This window comes from Burkholderia sp. S171 (genome assembly GCF_009766085.1).
Taxonomy (GTDB): Bacteria; Pseudomonadota; Gammaproteobacteria; order Burkholderiales; family Burkholderiaceae; genus Caballeronia.
Map to the genome: position 1 here is coordinate 206,355 of NZ_LMUF01000064.1, position 16,691 is coordinate 223,045.

Sequence of the window (16,691 nt, forward strand, 5' to 3'; positions counted from 1 at the left end):
ATGGGGTCCAATGAATCAGCGTTTTTGTTCGCGTTTCAAATACTCAGCCGCGCGATGCACGGCCTTCATGATTTCAATGTGCGTGCCGCAACGGCACAGGTTGAAGCGCAGCGCGTCGCGGATATCGTCGTCATCAGGCGTGGGGTTGCGATCAAGCAGCGCCTTCGTGCTCATGATCATGCCATTGAGGCAATAGCCGCATTGCGCTGCTTGTTCATCGATAAAAGCGCGCTGGATCGGGTGCAGCGCGTCCAGCGTTCCAAGCCCTTCCAGCGTGAGCGTCTCACGTCCAATAGCTGCCGCAACCGGCACGACGCATGAACGCGCGGGACCGCCGTCCAGCAGCACCGTGCAGGCGCCGCACTGGCCCAGGCCACAACCGTACTTCGGCCCGTTCAGTTCGAAGTCGTTGCGCAGCACGTATAGCAAGGGCGTATCGCGGGTCACCTCGACCGTGCGAGTGCTGCCGTTGACGGTCAGCGTCAATGGTCCGGATAGCGATGCAGCAGAAGCAGACACGCTCATTTTCAAGTCATCGAATCAAGACCGCTCGTGGCAATTCATCCAGACATTGCCGCGCGCGGCCGGGTCGAAATATCAGGCGGCAGCGGCAGAAGCCTGCTTGGCTGACGGCGACGTCAGGGGCTCGTTGAACACGTCATAAGCGAACACCCAAGCCGGATCTTCGTTCGTGCGCAGCCACGTGTTGTTGTGCGAGACCAGTTGTACCTTCGATGCACGCTCCGCCCGATTCGCTTCGTACAGCGCAAACGCTCCGGCGAAATCGGTCGTCCCCACTTCGTCCAGGCAGCGAGTCAGCATGGCTGCATCCTCAATCGCCATGGCCGCGCCCTGCGCCATATGCGGCTTCATCGGATGGCATGCGTCGCCGAGCAGCACCAAGCGGCCGCGGCTCCACAACGGCAGCGGGTCGCGCTCCAGCAGCGGCCACTTCGTGACTTCGGGCGTGGCGTCGATCAGCTTCTGCACCGACGGATGATAGCCCGCGAACACCTCGCGCATTTCGTCGCGGCTGCTGGGCGCAACCGACTGCCCTGCCGGCCACTCAGCCTGCGGAACGCCGGTCACGTAGTAGATTTCATCGCGCTTGGACGTCACGTAATACACCATCATGTGCCGGTCTTCCGACCACCACTTTACACACAGATCGAAGGGATCGGTGCCGAGCAGCGAGGCGGGAAATACCGCGCGATGCGCAACATAACCCGTATAACGCGGCGGTTCCGCGCCGAGCAGATGGTCGCGGATCTTCGAGTTCACGCCGTCCGCGCCAATCACGATATCCGCGGTTTCGACACTGCCGTCCGCAAACGTCAGCCGCACTTCATTGTCCAGCTCTTCAATCCCGCTCAGGCACTTGTTGAACTCGATGGTGCCGGGCGCAACCGCCTCGGTCATCAGTGCATGGAAGTCGCCGCGATGCACCGTGAGATACGACGCGCCATATTCTTTCAACGCGAACTCGCCCAGCGGAATCTGTGCGATGGCTTCGCCCGTTTTCCAGTCGCGGCTGTACCAGTAATCGGGGTGCGAGCCCATGACGTTCAGCGCGTCTTCGCAGTCCATGCGGCGCATGATCTTCATCACGTTGGGGCCGAGGTGAATGCCCGCGCCGAGACGCGAAAACGCAGGAGCCTGCTCGTAAAGGCGAACCGAATACCCGGCGCGCTGCATCAGCGCCGCTGCTGCTGTTCCGCCAAGGCCCGCGCCAATGATTGCAATACGGGGTTTGCTCATGATGATCTCTCCATGTCTGGCGCTCGCCGAAAGTCGTTCAGCCGAGCCTGTTAAATGAACCTATATCGAGTGTACACATTGAATTTTTTTGAGTAAAGAAAATTTGCATTGAATCGATAGCGGTGCGTTTTATCCCTTTATATGTGCATTTTATAAGGGTTTTCACCAATCTAAAGCACGCTTGCACCATTAAAAAATGTTTTCGGAATCTTGTTAAATTCCAATGTGTACACTAGAATTTATCGAACCTGATTGCCGCATCATTTGCCGGACCAACAATGCCGCCACGGGTGGCCCAAGACATACGGAGTCGACTAGATGACCAAGACCTTTCGCATCGGCCAGATCGTGCCGAGCTCGAACACGACGATGGAAACCGAAATCCCGGCCATGCTGCTCGCCCGCCAGAGCATCCGCCCGGAGAGGTTCACGTTCCATTCCAGCCGCATGCGCATGAAGAAGGTGGTCAAGGAGGAGCTCGCGGCCATGGACGCGGAATCGGATCGCTGCGCGCTGGAACTTAGCGACGCGCGCGTGGACGTGCTCGGTTATGCGTGCCTGGTCGCGATCATGGCGATGGGACATGGTTACCACCGCGTGTCGCAGAAGCGGCTGCACGAGCGCACTATCGAGAACGGTGGCGCCGCGCCGGTCATCACCAGCGCAGGCGCGCTTGTCGAAGCGTTGAAGGTCATCGGGGCCAAGCGCGTCGTAGTGGTTGCGCCCTATATGAAGCCGCTGACCGAACTGGTCGTGGACTACATTCGCAATGAGGGGTTTGAAGTCGTCGCCTACCGGGCGCTCGAAATTCCCGACAATCTGGATGTCGGCCGCCACGACCCTCGGCTGTTGCCGGACATCGTGAAAACCCTGCCTTATCAGGACGTCGATGCGATCGTCTTGTCGGCCTGCGTGCAAATGCCGTCGCTTGCCGCAGTGCCGCAAGTCGAGGCAATGACGGGCAAGCCGGTCATCACCGCCGCCATTGCGACGACCTACGCCATGCTGCGTGAGCTGGATCTCGAGCGCGTCGTGCCGGGCGCGGGCGCGCTTTTGTCCGGCGCTTATTGATCCGCCTGCTGACCCGCTTACTGATAGCTTTCGACGCATAGCTTTCGATCCACCCACGGACTCCGCGATGAACTCAACTTTTCTGTACGGCGCGAACGTCAACGCCAATGGCATTCGCCAGCATTACCTGCGCTACGGCGGCACGGAAGGCGTGCGCGCCGGCCGCCCTGCCGTGATCGTGATTCCGGGCATTACCAGCCCGGCCGTCACGTGGGGTTTTGTCGGCGAAACGCTTGGCCGCCAGTTCGATACCTACGTGCTCGATGTACGCGGCCGCGGTCTGTCCGAAGCATCGTCAACACTTGACTACAGCCTCGACGCGCAAGCCGCCGATGTCATCGCGCTCGCTCACTCGCTCGGCCTTGAACACTATGCGCTTGTCGGCCACTCCATGGGCGCCCGCATCGCGATCCGTGCTGCCCGCAGCGCTCCGAAGGGCCTGACACGCACAGTGCTGGTCGATCCGCCGGTGTCCGGTCCGGGCCGCCGCGCGTATCCGGCCAAGCTGCCGTGGTATGTCGATTCGATCCGCCTGGCTGTGAAAGGCATCGACGTAGAGGGCATGCGCGCTTTCTGCCCGACCTGGACCGAAGACCAGTTGCGTGTGCGCGCGCAATGGCTGCATACCTGCGATGAACGCGGCATGCTGACTTCGTTCGAAGGTTTCCATACTGACGACATCCACGCCGACCTGCCCCTGCTTCGCGTACCTTCACTGCTGATCACGGCCGCGCGCGGCGACGTGGTTCTCGACGAAGACGTGCAGGAAATGCAGACACTCGCACCGGGACTGCTGCATACCCGCGTGCCGGATGCCGGCCACATGATTCCGTGGGATAACGAAGCCGGCTTCTATGAAGCTTTCGGCGATTTCCTCGGCGCAAAGCTCGTTTAAGTGCAACGCAAGACGAGCCGACACTGACACTCATTCTTCAGGAGTCAACATGCCAATCAGCGATTACGAAATGATTGCCGCGTGGAAGCAGGTACTGACGTTGTCGAAGCTGCAAGCCGGCCAGACCGTCACCATCCTCACCAGCGCGTCCACGCATCCACAAACGCTTTCAAGCGCACTGATCGCCACGCAGTCGATGGGCGCAATCGTCAACCGGCTCGACCTCTTGCCGGTAAATGGTGAAAAGGCCCTGAGCCGCGACTCGCTCGCGTATCTCGGCACCACGCCTCTCACCGGCAACCTGGCTGCTATCGCTGCGTTGAAGGCGAGCGATCTCGTGCTCGACCTGATGACCTTGTTGTTCTCGCCTGAGCAGCACGAGATCCTCGCGACCGGCACGAAGGTCCTGCTGGCAGTCGAACCGCCCGAAGTGCTCGCGCGGCTCGTGCCCACCGAAGCCGATCGCACCCGCGTGAAGGCAGCAGCCGAGCGGATCAAGGCGTCGCGTGAAATGCGCGTCAAGTCAAAAGCGGGCACGGAACTCGTGTGTCCGCTGGGCGAGTTTCCCGCTATCTCCGAGTACGGTTTCGTCGATGAACCGGGCCGCTGGGATCACTGGCCAAGCGGTTTTGTGCTGACGTTCCCGAACGAGGGACAAGCGAGCGGCCAGATCGTGATCGATCGCGGCGACATCTTGCTGCCGCAGAAAAAGTACGTGAACGATCCGATCACGCTGACCGTGGAAAACGGTTACGCCACGCGTATCGATGGCGGCGTGGATGCGGCGTTGCTAAGCGACTACATGGCCTCGTTCAACGATCCTGAAGGCTACGCAATCTCGCATATCGGCTGGGGTCTGCAGCCTCGCGCGCGCTGGTCGACGCTCGGACTGTATGACCGCGAAGCGACCATCGGCATGGATGCACGCGCGTTCGAAGGCAACTTCCTGTTTTCGCTTGGACCCAACAACGAAGCAGGCGGCAAGCGCACGACCACGTGTCACATCGACATCCCGCTGCGCCATTGCGACGTGATGCTCGACGGCGATGCCGTGGTTTGCGATGGCGTGGTGATGGACCGATAGATATCGACCCCTTGGAGCAATTCGAATGAGCGACATCCAGAGCCACGCCGAATCGGGCGTGTACAAACAGCAGGGATTTGGCACGCCGTTGCCGGTGCAAGGCAATATCGGCTTGCTGATTGTCGACTTCGTGGTCGGCTTCGCGGATCCCAAGACCTTCGGCGGCGGTAACATTGCACCGGCTATCGAACGCACGGTGCATCTGCTGGCCGCCGCGCGCCGGCACGGCTGGCCGGTTGCGCATAGCCGCATTGTGTATGCGGCCGACGGCAGCGACGACAACGTGTTTTCGCTGAAAGTGCCAGGCATGGCGACGCTCACCGAAGACCATCCGAACAGCGCGATCGTGCCTGAGTTGACACCTGCAGCGGGCGAACTGGTCGTGCGCAAGACCGTGCCTTCCGCGTTCTTCGGCACGCAACTCGCGCCGTGGTTATCGCAGCGTGCGGTGCAGACGTTGATCGTGGCTGGTGCAGTCACGAGTGGATGCGTGCGGGCAAGCGTGGTGGATGCGATGTCGCATGGTTTCCGTCCGCTGGTTGTATCTGATTGCGTCGGCGATAGAGCCATTGGTCCGCACGATGCGAATCTCTTCGACATGCAACAGAAATATGCCGCGGTCATGACGCTCGAAGAGGCCCTTTCGAGTATCGAAAAACGCCAGGCGTAAGCACTCGATCATCCTCTATTAATCACCTCAGTTTAGCGCTCCAGCGTCCTCCGGGTTCATCCCGCGGGACGCTTCATCACGTCTATAACAAAAAATATAAGTCTTTGATTTATATAGATTTTTTGTTAAAAAATCGTTGCATTCCTGATTTTGATTCCGTAACTTTGCATGTGTCGCGACACATGCGCCGAGCTATCTCGAACACGCTCAAGTCAAGCCCCGTTCAGCTCAGCTCTTCAACGACCTACAACTCAAAATCAATGACTCATTACTCGCGCCTGCAGCTTCAACGTAACCGGATGTTCAAGCCCGCAGTACTCACAGCAGCTTCGTTGGCAGTCGTCGCGGTATCCGCATTGCCGCGTGCCGCCCATGCACAAGTCACGCTGTATGGCGCGGTCGACTCAGGGATCACCTATGTCAACAACGTGCGCACCACGGCTAACACAGCAGGCAATTACACGGGCTCCTCAGAGACGCGCATGGCAAACGGCGTGGTGTGGGGATCGCGATTCGGCTTCAAGGGAACCGAGGATCTGGGCGGCGGCAATCAAGTCATCTTCACGCTGGAAAACGGCTTCACGCCGTCCAACGGCGCGCTGGGAAACAGCGGCCGGTTGTTCGGACGGCAAGCCTTCGTCGGGCTGAGCAATTCGCAATACGGCACCGTTACGCTGGGCCGTCAGTACGACTCGGCCAACGAGTATGTCGGCAATCTGATCTACGGCATGGGCAGCAGTTTCGTGCACGTTGGCGACCTCGATCACCTTGACACCATCGCGCGCGTGGACAACGCATTGAAGTACACGAGCCCGCTGATGGGCGGTTTCCGCTTCGGCGGCCTGTATTCATTCGGCGGCACGCCCGGCTCGATCTCTTCGGGCTCGACATGGAGCATCGGTGGTTCGTATGCGCAAGGACCGCTCGCACTTGCAGCCAGTTACGTGGACATGCGCCGCTCGACCACTGCCGATCCGACGACCTGGACCGCCACTGCCGACAGCGTGTTCAATTCATCGGTGAACGAGGGTTATGCGAGCGCGCAAAGCGCCAAGTTTGCCGCGCTCGCCGCGCAATATCAGATCGGCGGATTGAAGGCTGGCCTGACCTATACGAACACGCGCTATATCGCAGGGAATACCTCGTTGTTTGATGGCTCCGCCGTGTTCGACAACTACTCGACTTACCTCAAGTACCTCGTCACGCCGGCGACGCAACTGTTCGCGACCTACGGTTACACCGCGCGCCACGACGTCTCCACCGCGCAAGGCGAAGCCGGGACGGCGCACTACAACCAGTGGGCAACCGGGGTGAACTACTCGCTCTCGAAAAGCACCGGGGTCTACGCGCAGGCGGTCTACGTGCGCGCCAGTGGCAACGCGGTGAATGCACGCGGTCAGATTGTTGCAGCGACTGGCGTAGCGGGCGACCTGACGCTCGGCGCATCGGCTGCGACCGCCGGCCAGTTCGCGACAACGCTCGGCCTCTACCACCTGTTCTGATCTTTCTTCACAGCACCGATTTTCCAGGAGACACGACATGTCGACCCCATCGATAGACACTTTGCGCGGCACGCTGCACACCGACGCACAGGCAGAACGCGAGCTGTACAAGAAACTCACCTGGCGGCTGATCCCGTTCTTCTGCCTCTGCTATTTTTCAGCCTACCTGGACCGCGTGAACGTGGGTCTGGCGAAGCTGCAGATGCTGGATGCGCTGCACTTCAGCGACACCGTCTATGGCTTGGGAGCAGGTCTTTTTTTCGTCGGTTATATTCTCTTTGAAGTGCCGAGTAACCTGATCCTGCAGAAGGTGGGGGCGAAGCTCTGGATCGCGCGGATCATGGTCACGTGGGGCATCCTTTCCGGGCTCACGATGTTCGTCAAGACGCCCGGCCAGTTTTATACGCTGCGCTTCCTGTTAGGCGTTGCGGAAGCCGGCTTCCTGCCGGGCGTGCTGCTGTATCTGACGAACTGGTTCCCCGACGCGCGCCGCAGCAAGATCATCGCGCTCTTCATGATGGGGCTGCCGCTGTCGAGCCTGATCGGCGGGCCGTTGTCCGGCTGGATCCTGACCTTCTTCGACGGCATGCACGGCTGGCAAGGATGGCAGTGGCTGTTCGGGATCGAAGCGTTGCCGTCGATCGTGCTCGGCGTGCTGGTGTTTTTCTACCTGCCCAATACGGTGGAGTCGGCGAAGTTCCTTGATAGCGACGAACGTCTGCGCCTGAAGCGCGATCTCGCGCAGGAATCACATGACGGCAAGAGTCATCGGCTGCGTGATGCGTTCACGGATCCGAAAGTATGGGCGCTGGGTCTCATCGATTTGTGCGTGCTGCTCGGCACCTATGCAATCAGCTTCTGGATGCCAAGCATCATTCGCGATTCCGGCGTGAAGAGCGCGCTCGAGATCGGCATGCTGACCGCCATCCCGAATGCGCTGGCCGTGATCATGATGCTGGTAACGGGCGCAAGTTCGGACAAGCGCCGCGAACGCCGCTGGCATATCGTCGTACCTTTTGCCTGCACCGCGTTCGGCCTGATCGCGAGCACGTTCTTCAGCGGCAACACGGCGATCACCGTGATCCTGCTGTCGATCGCCAACGCAGGCGTGGCCGCGGCCATGCCGGTCGTCTGGGCACTGCCCTCCACGTTCCTGCGGGGCACGGCTGCTGCTGCGGGCATTGCGTTCGCTTGCTCGATAGCAAACCTGGGCGGCTTTGCCAGCACCTACGTGCTGGGCTGGATGAAGGACACGACCCACAGTATGAGCGCCGGATTGATCACCTTCGGCATCTGCATGCTGGCGGGTTGCCTCTTGGTGTTGGCGATGCCGAAGCGTATTGTTAATCGTTGACGCCGGGCATTAAGACAAAGCGTTGAAGCTGGTCGTTCAAGCGGTTTAGTCGAATAAAGCGGCATTTTCAGGAATCGTCATGCCTACTGAAGCAGCGCTCACCCGAGGTGAACTGCTCGCGCGCAGCGGCTGCCTGACCATCGTCAGGCAGCCGCTCGCGCCGGTAAAACCCGCGCCCGGTCAACCGGGCAGCGGGTCTTCCTACGTTCAGGACTCGCCGGAAATTTTCGTCGCGATACTCGACGATGGCCGCATCCTGGCGTTCAACGGCCACGTCGATCTCGGCACCGGCATCCGCACGTCGCTAGCGCAAATCGTGGCGGAGGAACTCGACGTGCCGGCCCCGCGCGTCAAGATGATCCTCGGCGACTCCGCCCGAGTGCCCAACCAGGGGCCGACCATCGCCAGCGCGACCATCCAGATATCCGCCGTGCCGCTCAGGTTTGCTGCGGCGCAAGCGCGGTTCGTGTTGATCGGGCTGGCAGCGCAGCGTTGGGGCATCGATGCCGCCCGCCTTGCCACCGACGACGGTTATGTCATTGCCCCGGACAAGACCCGCATCGGCTTCGGCGAGCTGCTCCAGGGGCAACGGATCTCCCTTCCGATCGACTCGTCCGTCGCGGTAAAGGACCCGTCCACTTACCGGATTGTCGGGCGGGCAACACCACGCGTCGATCTGCCTGCCAAGGCCACCGGCACCCTCACCTTCGTGCACGACATGCGCGTGCCGGGCATGCTGCACGGCCGCGTCGTGCGGCCGCCGTATGCGGGACATGATTGCGGCGCTTTCATTGGCAGGACGCTGATCGACGTGGACCATTCATCGGTCGATACGCTGCCGGGCGTGCGCGGCGTGGTTGTTATCGGCGACTTCGTTGGCGTGGTGGCCGAGCGGGAGGAGCAGGCGATCCGCGCAGCGCGCGCGCTACTCGTCCGGTGGCGCCCGCTGCCGCCGCTGCCGTCCCTCGATGACCCCGCGGTGGCGATATCCAATGCTCCGGCTCAGCGGCGCCTGCTGCTGGAAGAAGGGGACGTGGAGAGCGTGCAAGGCCAAACCGGGACGACCACGCTGACACGCAGTTATGTCTGGCCGTACCAGATGCATGGATCGATCGGGCCGTCTTGTGCCCTTGCGGACTATCAGGAAGGACGCATCACGGTATGGTCGGGCACGCAGAACCCGCAGACCTTGCGCTATGACTTGTCGAGTCTGGTCGGGCGCAATGAAGCCGATATCGATATCGTCCGCATGGAGGCCTCCGGATGCTATGGCCGCAATTGCGCCGACGACGTTGCCGGCGACGCGCTCCTGCTCTCGCGTGCGATGGGCCATCCGGTGCGGGTCCAGCTATCGCGCGCGGACGAACATCAGTGGGAGCCAAAGGGCACGGCGCAAGTTGTGGATGTGACCGGCACGGTGTCCCGCAGCGGCGACACGTTGGGCTATACGTTCGCCTCGCGCTATCCGTCAAATGATGCGCCCATGCTCGCCCTACTGCTTACCGGCGCGACGCCGGCCGAGCCGCGCGTCTTTGAAATGGGCGACCGGACTGCGGTTACGCCCTACACCTTCGCGCATCGCCGTTTCGTCTGCCACGACCTGGCGCCGCTGGTCAGGGCGTCGTGGTTCAGAGGGGTGTCGGCGCTGCCGAACTCCTTCGCCCATGATGTATTCATCGATGAACTCGCGTTCGAGAGCGGCGCCGATCCCCTGGCATTCCGGCTACGTCATCTCAAGGACGAGCGGGCGGTGGCGTTGCTCGAGGCAGTCGCGGAACGCGCAGGCTGGCAAGCCCGTGCCGAACGTGGTCCTGCGCGCGATACCGGCGAACGCGTGCTTCAAGGACGCGGCGTGGCCTATGCACGGTATGTGCATAGCCGCTTTCCCGGTTTCGGTGCGGCCTGGTCGGCGTGGATCGTCGATCTGGAAGTCGACACCGTCAGCGGAGAGATCCGCATCAAGCGGGTGACGGTGGGTCAGGACACGGGCACCGTGATCAATCCGGATGGCGTGCGCCATCAGATCCACGGCAACGTGATCCAGACCCTGAGTCGTACGATGAAAGAGCGTGTGCGCTTCACCGACGGTCTGGTCGCAAGCAAGGAATGGGGCAGCTATCCGATCCTGACATTCCCCGAACTGCCGCCCGTGGACGTGGTGCTGGTCGACCGGCAAGGCGAGCCGCCGCTCGGCGCCGGTGAGTCCGCTTCGCTCCCCGGTGCACCCGCTATCTCCAATGCGCTATTCGATGCAACCGGCGTGAGGTTCCGCGCGCCGCCATTCACGCCAGATGCGGTCAGAGCCACGCTGCAGGCCGCCGTGACGCCGGCACCTGCCGAGCATCGATGAGTGCGTAGCAAGCGGCCTGTACGTGGCTATCTGTAGTGGTAAGCACGTACAGGTTAGTTATCTTCCGCCCGCGTCATGGCGCGCAACAGATACACGATGGCAACGCGCTCCGCCGGGTTCAGCCCGCCGAAAGTCTGCTCGCTCACCTGCTTTGCAAAAGGTACGGTCTGGTCGATCAACGCCAGGCCTTCCGGTGTGGTGCGCACCAGCAGCTTGCGGCCGTCGAGCGGGTCGGGCGAGACCACGATCAGCGAACGCGCTTTCAGGCGCTCAACGACGCCGCGGATGGTGGCCTGGTCGATTGCTGTCGCCTTGACGATGTCGTTGAGCGAGCAGGATTGCTGCTCCTTGACCGCACATAGCGTGACGAATTGTGCTGCGGTCAGGTCAGAATCCGGTATGGCCTCCTGGAAGATAGCGACATGGCGCTGGTATGCACGTCGCAGCAGGTGGCCGATCTGCTCGGAGAAGTGATACTCCTCGCTGCCTGCAACGACCGGAGTGGGGGATGGCTTTTTGGACATGGGAAGAATTGTAGGGTACACGTTCTATTATGCTTCGATTACGGCGACGCACCGCTTTCTTCAGTCCTACCGTGATTCCCTTTTATCATAGTCGGTGGCGCGCCTTTCGGCGGCGTTGTAAAGCCCTGCCTTGGGTATTCCGACCTGCGTCAGAACGCCACGATGACAAACCCTTGAGTTCTGGCGAAAATGGTATAAAATTTTATACACAAGGACGCCATGACGCCGGAGAAAGAAATTCGCTGGGTAGGGTCCGCCTACGACGACCTATTGGAGTTTCCAGAGGAGCCACGCAGGGATGCCGGCTTCCAGTTGAGCAAGGTTCAGTCTGGGCTCGACCCAGAGGACTGGAAGCCGTTTGGGGAGGTGGGTGCTGGAGCTCGGGAAATCCGTATCAGGGACACCAGCGGCATTTTCCGGGTGATGTACGTAGCCAAGTTCGAGGAAGCGGTATATGTCCTCCACTGCTTCCAGAAAAAAACCCAGGCAACCAGCAAGCGGGATAAGGAAATCGCCGAGGCGCGCTATCGCGCCGTGGCCAACGCAAGGAAGAGCAATCAATGACGATCGATACTGAAATCCGCCATGTGACGAAACCGGGCGCAAATCTGTTCCGTGAACTCGGATTTTCGGCTGAGGAAGCGAAGCGGTTGCAAGCAGCTTCGCGCAAGCAAATCAACGACACACAGAAGCTCAAGGAGCAATTGATGTCGGAGCTTGCCGACTGGATCGAGCAGCATCAGCTCAAGCAGGCAGAGGCGGCAAAAATCCTGATGGTGTCGCGGCCACGCGTGTCCGACGTAGTGAACAAGAAGACGGCCAAGTTCACTATCGATACGTTGGTCGAGATGCTCAGCAGAGTAGGAAAGCAAGTCAGGCTGGCAATCGGTCAATAGTCGAAGCACCCGGCACGGGGGAGTCGAGAACCTCTCATCGCCCCAACGCCGGATCCAGCACCGCCGCCAGTTTCTCAAACGCTGGCTCGATCTCCTCTTCGGCCACGCAGCCGTACCCGATCAGCAAGCCCGACATGCCCTCGCCTGGGCGCAGGAAATAACCCGACAGCGGCCGCACCACAATGTTGACCGCGAGCGCCGCTTTCGCCACTTCACGATCATCCACGCCATCAGGCAAACGCAGCACGAGATGCAGCCCGGCATCGCCGCCGACAATCTGCAACGCGTCGCCATACCGCTTCCTGATCGTGTCCAGCAGTATCTGGCGACGCTGCCCGTAGATCCCCCGCATCCGCCGGATATGCGACGTGAAATGCCCCTCCGCGATGAACTCGGCCAGCACCGCCTGCTGCAACAACTGCCCCTCGCGATACAACTCGGCGGAAGCCGTCGCAAAGCTCGCCGACAACCCCTCGGGCACCACGATGTAACCAATCCGCAGCCCCGGAAAAAGTGTCTTGCCGAAGCTGCCCACGTAGATCACCTGACCGGCTGTGTCGAGTCCTTGAAGCGATGCGAGCGGCCGGCTGCCGTATCGAAACTCGCTGTCGTAATCGTCCTCGATAATCCAGCAGCCGTTTTGCCGCGCGAACTCCAGCAGCATCCGCCGCCGCGCGAGGCTCATCACCATGCCCAGCGGGTATTGATGCGACGGCGTAACCAGCATCAGCTTGGGCGGATCGGCAAGATCATCTGCGGAAGGATTGATGCCCTCTGCATCCACGGGAATAGCCTTGAGCGATAGCCCAGACACTTGCAACACGCTACGCACGCCCCAGTAGCACGGGTCTTCGGTCCAGATGACATCGCCGGAATCGGACAGCAGGCGCACGGCAAGATCGATGGACTGGTGAATCCCCGTCGTCACGATAATTTGTTCCGGCGTGCAGCGCACCGAACGCGAGGTCCGCAAATAATCGGCGAGCACCTGACGCAGCTTGGGCAAACCACCGCCGGGCGCATAGGTCAGCAAGTCCGGCGGCAAGCGGCGCCAGTATTTGGATTGCAAGCGGCTCCAGACGGCCGCTGGAAACTTCGATACATCGGGCACGCCGGGCATGAACGCCCCGCCTTGCCGCTGCGACACACCCGCCCCTTGCAACAACTGTGCGCCGCGCGCGGACAGAACACGCGGTTCCGCAGGGGCCGTATCGCTCGCCGTGGATTCCGCGCCCACGATCTCGTCCGGCGCGCTGTCCGAGACAAACGTGCCCTGCCCCGTCGCCGACCACACGTAGCCTTCCAGCGCGAGTTGCTCATACACCTGCGTGACCGTATTACGGCCGAGGCCCAGCTCGCTCGCGAGCAATCGGGACGATGGCACTTTGGTCCCCGCCGGCAATTCCCGCGACAGGATGGCCTGCTGCAACAAGCCATACAACTGTCGATAAATGGGCAGCCCGCCCGTTCGTTCAATCCGCTGAGCGAGCCAGTCGGACAACATGCTTGCACGCATCGCGGACATCGAAGAATTGGCTCCTATAAAAACACGGAAATGGCTCTGATTGAAAGAGCCAAATCTTACTATAGTCGAGATACCGCCTAAAAACCCACCAAGGAGCGATGCCGTGAGCCAGACCCTGAAGAACGCCGACCTGAAAGCCCGCAAAGACGCCGCGACACCGCGCGGTGTCGGCGTGATGTGTGATTTCTACGCTGAACGTGCCGAAAACGCCGAGCTGTGGGATGTGGAAGGCCGCCGTTTCATCGACTTCGCGGCGGGCATCGCGGTATGCAACACCGGACATCGGCACCCGAAAATTGTCGCGGCAATGCGCGCGCAACTCGAGCGCTTCACGCATACGGCGTATCAGATCGTCCCTTATGAATCGTATGTTTCGCTCGCCGAGAAGATCATCGAGCGCGCACCCGGCGACCATGCAAAGAAGGCCGCGTTCTTCACGACTGGCGCGGAAGCGGTCGAGAACGCCGTCAAGATCGCGCGTGCCGCGACGGGCCGTCCGGGCGTGATCGCATTCACTGGCGGGTTCCACGGCCGCACGTTCATGGGCATGGCGCTCACGGGCAAGGTGGCACCCTACAAGATCGGCTTCGGACCGTTCCCGTCCGACGTATTCCACGCCCCGTTCCCGAACCCGCTGCGCGGCATCACGACAGAGGATTCGCTGCGCGCCATCGAGCATCTTTTTGCGGCGGATATTGAAGCCAAGCGTGTTGCCGCGATCATCTTCGAACCGGTTCAGGGTGAAGGCGGCTTCTATCAGGCACCCGTGGAATTTGTCCGCGCGTCGCGCAAGCTCTGCGACACCCACGGCATCCTGCTGATCGCCGATGAAGTGCAGACCGGCTTCGCGCGCACCGGCAAGATGTTTGCCATGCAGCACTACGACGTGGTGCCGGACCTGATGACCATCGCCAAAAGCCTCGCTGGCGGCATGCCGCTGTCGGGCGTGGTCGGCCGTGCCGATGTGATGGACTCGGTCGCGCCCGGTGGTCTTGGCGGCACGTATGCCGGCAATCCGCTAGCGGTGGCATCGGCGCATGCGGTGCTCGATATCATCGATGAAGAGAAGCTCTGCGAGCGTGCCGTGCGGCTGGGCGACAAGCTGAAGTCGCGGCTGTCATCGATTAAGGCAGACGTCCCCCAGATCGCCGATGTGCGCGGCCCCGGTGCCATGATCGCCGTCGAATTCTGCAAGCCGGGAACCACCGAAGCCGATGCCGCTTTCGCCAAGCGCGTGCAAACCCTGGCGCTTGAACGCGGCCTGCTTTTGCTGATCTGCGGCGTGTATAGCAACGTGATCCGGTTCCTGTTTCCGCTGACCATTCAAGACGCCGTGTTCGATGAAGCGCTCGCTATTCTCGAACGTGTCCTGACAGAAGAAGTGGGTGTTGCAGCATGAGCACGCAACGTTCATCCATGCAGTTGAAAGACCCGGCGCTGCTGCGTCACGACGCGTTCATCGACGGCGAATGGCAAGGTGCCGATAACGCATCGACCTTCGAAGTCATCGATCCGGCGAACGGTCAGTCGCTCGGTAACGTGCCGAACATGGGCGCGGCGGAAACGCGTCGCGCGATCGATGCGGCCAACACCGCGTGGCCGCTGTGGCGCAAGAAAACCGCGAAGGAACGCGCGGCCATTCTGCGCCGCTGGTACGAACTGATGCTCGAAAACGCCGACGATCTCGCCATGATCCTCACCCGCGAGCAAGGCAAGCCGCTCGCCGAAGCGCGCGGTGAGATCGTCTACGCGGCGTCGTTTATCGAGTGGTTCGCGGAGGAAGGCAAACGCGTCGCGGGTGACACGCTGGCATCGCCCGTCGCTGATAAACGCATCGTGGTGACGAAGGAGCCCATCGGCGTCTGTGCCGCTATCACGCCGTGGAATTTCCCGAGCGCGATGATCACGCGCAAGGTCGGTCCAGCGCTCGCAGCCGGTTGTTCGATCGTGGTCAAGCCCGCTGAGGCAACGCCGTTTTCTGCGTTCGCAATGGCCGTGCTGGCCGAGCGCGCGGGGCTGCCCAAGGGCGTGCTGAACATCGTGACGGGTGATCCGAAGGCGATCGGTGCCGAGCTGACTGGCAATCCGATTGTCAGGAAGCTGTCGTTCACAGGATCGACGCAGGTCGGCCGGCTGCTGATGGCGCAAAGTGCGCCGACCGTCAAGAAGGTGTCGCTGGAGTTGGGCGGTAATGCACCGTTTATCGTTTTCGACGACGCCGATATTGACGCCGCAGTCGAGGGCGCTATTGCGTCGAAATACCGTAATAGCGGGCAGACTTGCGTGTGTACGAACCGGTTTTATGTTCATGATCGGGTGTATGACGAATTTTCCGCCAAGCTGGGCGCGGCTGTTGCGAAGCTCACGGTAGGCAATGGATTGGAAAGCGGCGTTTTGCTCGGGCCGCTGATTAATGACGCCGCAGTGCAAAAGGTTGAATCGCATATTCAGGACGCGCTGGACAAAGGCGCGAAGGTCGTAGTCGGCGGCAAGCGGCACGCGCTTGGATTCGGTTTCTTTGAGCCGACGGTGTTGTCGGGGGTGACTTCGGAGATGAAAATCGCCAGGGAAGAAACGTTTGGGCCGCTCGCACCGTTGTTCCGGTTTTCTTCCGATGAAGAAGTGATTCGTATGGCTAACGATACCGAGTTTGGACTGGCTGCGTATTTTTATAGCCGGGATATTGGACGGGTTTGGCGTGTCGCCGAAGCGCTGGAATATGGCATGGTCGGGATTAATACCGGGCTTATTTCTAATGAGGTCGCGCCGTTTGGCGGGGTTAAGCAATCCGGGCTCGGACGCGAAGGTTCGCGGTATGGGATCGATGACTATCTGGTGATCAAGTATTTGTGTATCGCCAGTTGAGGGACATTCGCACTTGGGGGTGGTTTTGAGTTGTGGGGTTTTTGGGGTTGGTGGTAGGGGGCTAGGGTCCGAGGGTAGCGGTCGGAGTCAATGCCGGGTTGCTGCTTTTCGGCCTTAGCGGTCTGCTTGCGTCGGATTTTCTCTTTGTCACTGTTAGCCACTGTGCGTGGCGGCACGTCGTTTCTTTGCCCAAAGCG

15 protein-coding genes are annotated in these 16,691 nt (G+C 60.9%); 11 read left to right on the top strand and 4 right to left on the bottom strand.

The annotated features are described in order from the left end of the window. Positions 1-15 precede the first annotated feature (15 nt). Together GSQ93_RS35805 and GSQ93_RS35810 are read right to left on the bottom strand one after the other, a co-directional pair. On the bottom strand, positions 16-525 hold the full coding sequence (locus GSQ93_RS35805) for a (2Fe-2S)-binding protein (RefSeq protein ID WP_158940784.1): 510 nt from the start codon (positions 523-525) through the stop codon (positions 16-18). Between the two features lie 72 nt (positions 526-597). Continuing rightward, positions 598-1,758: an FAD-dependent monooxygenase gene (locus tag GSQ93_RS35810; RefSeq protein ID WP_158940786.1), complete on the bottom strand. Its 1,161-nt coding sequence runs from the start codon at positions 1,756-1,758 to the stop codon at positions 598-600. 318 nt (positions 1,759-2,076) lie between these two features. Here GSQ93_RS35810 and GSQ93_RS35815 point away from each other — a divergent pair, with 318 nt between their 5' ends. The 7 genes from GSQ93_RS35815 to GSQ93_RS35845 all read left to right on the top strand — a co-directional run bounded on the left by GSQ93_RS35815 (position 2,077) and on the right by GSQ93_RS35845 (position 10,684). Further along, positions 2,077-2,829: an Asp/Glu racemase gene (locus GSQ93_RS35815; RefSeq protein ID WP_158940787.1), complete on the top strand. Its 753-nt coding sequence runs from the start codon at positions 2,077-2,079 to the stop codon at positions 2,827-2,829. A gap of 67 nt (positions 2,830-2,896) precedes the next feature. Further along, positions 2,897-3,724: an alpha/beta fold hydrolase gene (locus tag GSQ93_RS35820; RefSeq protein WP_158940789.1), complete on the top strand. Its 828-nt coding sequence runs from the start codon at positions 2,897-2,899 to the stop codon at positions 3,722-3,724. 49 nt (positions 3,725-3,773) lie between these two features. Then, on the top strand, positions 3,774-4,808 hold the full coding sequence (locus tag GSQ93_RS35825; protein WP_158940791.1) for a 2,5-dihydroxypyridine 5,6-dioxygenase: 1,035 nt from the start codon (positions 3,774-3,776) through the stop codon (positions 4,806-4,808). A 25-nt stretch (positions 4,809-4,833) separates the two neighbouring features. Further along, positions 4,834-5,478: an N-carbamoylsarcosine amidohydrolase gene (locus tag GSQ93_RS35830; protein WP_158940793.1), complete on the top strand. Its 645-nt coding sequence runs from the start codon at positions 4,834-4,836 to the stop codon at positions 5,476-5,478. A gap of 260 nt (positions 5,479-5,738) precedes the next feature. After that, complete coding sequence (locus GSQ93_RS35835) at positions 5,739-6,980, top strand: porin (protein ID WP_158940795.1); 1,242 nt, start codon at positions 5,739-5,741, stop codon at positions 6,978-6,980. Positions 6,981-7,017: 37 nt separating this feature from the next. Continuing rightward, positions 7,018-8,334: an MFS transporter gene (locus GSQ93_RS35840; protein ID WP_158940797.1), complete on the top strand. Its 1,317-nt coding sequence runs from the start codon at positions 7,018-7,020 to the stop codon at positions 8,332-8,334. A gap of 79 nt (positions 8,335-8,413) precedes the next feature. Beyond that, positions 8,414-10,684 carry a xanthine dehydrogenase family protein molybdopterin-binding subunit gene (locus GSQ93_RS35845; RefSeq protein ID WP_158940799.1) on the top strand — a complete coding sequence of 757 codons (2,271 nt, stop codon included), beginning with the start codon at positions 8,414-8,416 and terminating at the stop codon, positions 10,682-10,684. A gap of 53 nt (positions 10,685-10,737) precedes the next feature. On the opposite strand, the gene GSQ93_RS35850 is transcribed toward GSQ93_RS35845, so the two are convergent. Then, a complete protein-coding gene (locus GSQ93_RS35850; RefSeq protein ID WP_158940801.1) occupies positions 10,738-11,208 on the bottom strand; it encodes a MarR family winged helix-turn-helix transcriptional regulator in 471 nt (156 codons plus the stop codon). A 219-nt stretch (positions 11,209-11,427) separates the two neighbouring features. On the opposite strand from GSQ93_RS35850, the gene GSQ93_RS35855 reads away from it, so the two are divergent. Together GSQ93_RS35855 and GSQ93_RS35860 are read left to right on the top strand one after the other, a co-directional pair. Continuing rightward, complete coding sequence (locus tag GSQ93_RS35855) at positions 11,428-11,772, top strand: type II toxin-antitoxin system RelE/ParE family toxin (protein WP_158940803.1); 345 nt, start codon at positions 11,428-11,430, stop codon at positions 11,770-11,772. Then, positions 11,769-12,104 carry a helix-turn-helix domain-containing protein gene (locus tag GSQ93_RS35860; RefSeq protein ID WP_158940805.1) on the top strand — a complete coding sequence of 112 codons (336 nt, stop codon included), beginning with the start codon at positions 11,769-11,771 and terminating at the stop codon, positions 12,102-12,104. The genes GSQ93_RS35855 and GSQ93_RS35860 overlap by 4 nt, the downstream gene beginning before the upstream one ends. A 34-nt stretch (positions 12,105-12,138) precedes the next feature. Here GSQ93_RS35860 and GSQ93_RS35865 read toward each other — a convergent pair whose 3' ends face one another. Further along, positions 12,139-13,620 carry a PLP-dependent aminotransferase family protein gene (locus GSQ93_RS35865; RefSeq protein WP_158941008.1) on the bottom strand — a complete coding sequence of 494 codons (1,482 nt, stop codon included), beginning with the start codon at positions 13,618-13,620 and terminating at the stop codon, positions 12,139-12,141. 124 nt (positions 13,621-13,744) lie between these two features. Between GSQ93_RS35865 and gabT the strand changes: the two genes are divergently transcribed. Together gabT and gabD are read left to right on the top strand one after the other, a co-directional pair. Continuing rightward, the gene (gabT, locus tag GSQ93_RS35870) at positions 13,745-15,028 is read left to right on the top strand and encodes a 4-aminobutyrate--2-oxoglutarate transaminase (protein WP_158941010.1); all 1,284 of its coding nucleotides are present in this window, start codon (positions 13,745-13,747) and stop codon (positions 15,026-15,028) included. Further along, on the top strand, positions 15,025-16,494 hold the full coding sequence (gabD, locus tag GSQ93_RS35875; protein ID WP_158940807.1) for an NADP-dependent succinate-semialdehyde dehydrogenase: 1,470 nt from the start codon (positions 15,025-15,027) through the stop codon (positions 16,492-16,494). The genes gabT and gabD overlap by 4 nt, the downstream gene beginning before the upstream one ends. Positions 16,495-16,691 lie beyond the last annotated feature (197 nt).